This window comes from Syntrophomonas sp. UBA5494 (assembly GCF_002426325.1).
This window is the reverse complement of sequence record NZ_DIPG01000135.1, coordinates 9,651-12,867: the sequence shown is the minus strand read 5'-3', so window position 1 is coordinate 12,867 and position 3,217 is coordinate 9,651. Positions and strand designations below refer to the sequence as shown.

General features: G+C 53.4%; 4 protein-coding genes. 3 read left to right on the top strand and 1 reads right to left on the bottom strand.

Annotation, left to right across the window (positions count from 1 at the left end; genetic code table 11):
* From B3W37_RS15325 to B3W37_RS15315, 3 genes are all read left to right on the top strand, one after another.
* Positions 1–275 (top strand): NADH-quinone oxidoreductase subunit NuoE family protein (locus tag B3W37_RS15325; RefSeq protein WP_483176310.1); only part of this gene is annotated, 275 nt, incomplete at its 5' end.
* Positions 276–292: 17 nt separating this feature from the next.
* Positions 293–1,516 carry a complex I 51 kDa subunit family protein gene (locus B3W37_RS15320; RefSeq protein ID WP_483176309.1) on the top strand — a complete coding sequence of 408 codons (1,224 nt, stop codon included), beginning with the start codon at positions 293–295 and terminating at the stop codon, positions 1,514–1,516.
* Between the two features lie 157 nt (positions 1,517–1,673).
* Positions 1,674–2,615, top strand: a complete 942-nt coding sequence (locus tag B3W37_RS15315) for a formate/nitrite transporter family protein (protein ID WP_483176308.1) — start codon at positions 1,674–1,676, stop codon at positions 2,613–2,615.
* Between the two features lie 127 nt (positions 2,616–2,742).
* Here the strand turns inward: B3W37_RS15315 and B3W37_RS15310 are convergent.
* On the bottom strand, positions 2,743–3,217 hold a 475-nt coding region (locus B3W37_RS15310; protein WP_483176307.1), incomplete at its 5' end, for an S-layer homology domain-containing protein.

The following is a 3,217-nucleotide window of genomic DNA, read 5'->3' as shown; positions in this document are numbered from 1 at the left end:
ATTCCTACTTCAAGGTGGGAAAACGCGGCAAGAACGTGATCCGCATCTGTGAAAGCGCCCCCTGCCATATCGCCGGAGCCGATCAGGTTGTGGCGGCTCTGGAAAAAGAACTGGGCATTAAAATGGGTGAAACCACGGCAGATGGAAAGTTTACCCTGGAGTTTACCGAGTGCGTCGGACAGTGTCAGGCTACTCCGGTAATTACCGTTAACAGCAAGCCTTACGGGGATTTGACCGCCGAGAAAATTCCCGGTGTGCTGGCCGAATATAAGTAGTGAAAGGAGGGAAATCAATGTCTGAGGAAATGCGTGTCGTGCTGCGCAATTTTGGTAAAATTGATCCGCTCAACATCGATGATTATATTAACGCCGGAGGCTATCAATCGCTGGCTAAAGCCCGGAGCATGAATCAGTCAGACCTTATCGACCTGGTTAAGCAATCGGGGCTGCGGGGCCGGGGCGGGGCCGGTTTCAACTGCGGTATGAAGTGGAGTTTTTCTTCACAGATCGCTTCCGAGCAAAAGTATGTGGTATGCAACGCGGATGAAGGCGAACCCGGAACCTACAAGGACCGTATCATTATGGAAAACGATCCCCAGTCCGTTCTGGAAGGCATGGCCATCTGCGGTTATGCCATCGGTTCCAGCAAAGGTTACATCTACTGCCGGGGCGAGTATCCTTATGTAGTTGAAACCTTGAAAAAAGCGATTGCCCAGGCCAAGGAAAAAGGCGTGCTGGATGGCTTCGACATCGAAGTGCGCATGGGCGCCGGCGCTTATGTATGCGGAGAGGAAAGCGCTCTGATCGAATCTATTGAAGGGCATCGGGGCGAGCCTCGCTTTAAACCGCCTTTTCCCCCGGTTAGCGGACTGTGGGGAAAACCCACCATCGTTAACAATGTGGAGACTTTGGCCAACATTCCGGTCATCGTTGAAAAAGGATCCGACTGGTACAAAAGTATAGGAGCTGCCGGTTATCCCGGCACCAAAGTTCTCACCCTGACCGGCGATGTCGCCAACCGGATTTTTGTCGAGGTGCCTACCAATACCACCCTTCGTCAGGTAGTTTATGATTTCGGCGGCGGTCTGGTGGGAAGCAAAAAAATTAAAGCGGTTCAAGTAGGCGGCACATCAGGCGGTTTTATTCCGGAAACCTTACTGGACACCTCCATTGATTTTGACTCTATGGCCGCTATAGGAGCCACCCTGGGATCCGGGGCGGTTTTGGTGATGGATGAAACCCGTGATATTGTCGATGTTATTGAGCGTATAACCAGCTTCTTTGAACATGAATCCTGTGGGAAGTGCGCTCCCTGCCGCGAGGGTACCAAGCGTTTGCATGAAACGGTACATCGTTTGAAAAAGGGCCAGGGAATAGCGTCTGATTTAGACAATGCCGAAAGGCTTGGAACAGTGATGGCCAGGGCTTGCCTGTGTGGTTTGGGACAAGCGGCGCCGGCGCCGTTCTTGACCACACTAAAGCACTTTCAGAATGATTATGCCGCTAAACTAAACTAGAACATCAACCGACTTCTCAAGCATTGCTATGTCCGCAATGCAGCGCAAACCAGGGGGAGGGCGCCTTAATAAAGCGCCCGTCCCCCAACCCTATGTTCTACCACCTGTACCTGCTGGCGGATACAGGTAATATGCTCATATGGAAAGGATGATTTTCATGAACTTTTTAGCTCCCGGAGAAGTAGCCGTGGCGGCCTGCGGAGCCAGCGGCAAAAAGAAAACCCTATCCATGGGACAGCTGATCGTACTGGGTATTCTGGCCGGGGCCTATATCGGCTTCGGCGCCAACCTGGCTACCGTAATCGGCAACGATATTCCCAAATACCTTGGTAACGGCTTGGGACAGTTCATGTTCGGCGCCGTGTTCAGCACCGGCCTGATGCTGGTGGTTATCGGCGGAGCCGAACTCTTTACCGGCAACAACATGTTCTTCGTGATCGGCGTGCTCAACGGGGATTGCAGCTGGGGTGACCTGGTGAAGAACTGGGTTATTATCTGGCTGGCTAACTTTGCCGGCTCCCTGCTCTTGGTTTATATTGTGGCCGGCGGTTTTTACGGATTCTTTGATGGCACAGCAGCACTGGGATTGTTCAAGGGTGCAGTGGGCGCCAAAGCTCTGGCGGTGGCCAAGGGCAAATTGGAACTGACCTGGATGTCTGCTTTCTGCCGGGCCATACTCTGCAACTGGCTGGTTTGCCTGGCGGTCTGGCTGGCTCTGGCCAGCAAAGACGTGGTCGGCAAAGTATTCGGTATTTTCTTCCCCATCATGGCTTTCGTAGCCAGCGGCTTCGAGCATAGCGTGGCCAATATGTTTTTTATTCCCATGGGCATTTTGGTTTCCCATATACCGGGTATCGTAGATGTAGCCGCCCAGACGGCGGTTGCCGCCACCATGACACCGGCTGACGCCGCCGCTGCGGTAGCTGCTTTTAAGGTTTCAGTGGCGGATGTCATGACCTGGGGGGCCTTCTTTATGAAGAATCTTATCCCCGTGACCCTGGGCAACATTGTGGGCGGGGGCATATTTGTGGGCAGCATCTACTGGTACAGCTATCTGCTGCCTCAGACCAGGACCGTCAAGAAAGACATTGCCGCTTAAGAGCGAAAATAAAATGTCAAAGGTATATTCCTCGCCTTTGACCTCCTCACAACCAGGAGGGGGGCAATCCCCCCTCCCATTCTTCTTACCGGAAATGTCTATCCCCAGCCAAAATGCTAATTACCAGTTATTTCGCTGCTTTATCGAGGAACCTGCTGAGCACGACTGCCACTTCCGCTCTGGAGGCATTTTCGCCAGGAGCTATGCTGCTTTCGGTGCGGCCTTCCAGCAGGCCTGCGCCGCAAGCCCATTGGATGGCGGGTATGGCATATTCGCTGATCTCAAAAGCATCGCTGTAGCTCAAGATATTGGTATCCTCCCCGACACTGACATCATAGCCCTTGAATTTGGCGTATCTCCACAGGATGGCCGCCAGCTGCTCACGGGTGATATGATCATCCGGGCCGAATTCCCGATCATTATAACCTGATACGATGCCGATCGCTGCGGCGGCGGCTATATAGTCCCGGGCCCAATGGTCAGCGGTGTCGGCAAATACTTGGCCGGACGCCGCCGGCAGGCCAAAGGCTTTAACCGCTATTACGGTGAATTCGGCGCGGGTAATGGGATTGTCCGGCCGGAAGGTGTTGTCGGGATAACCG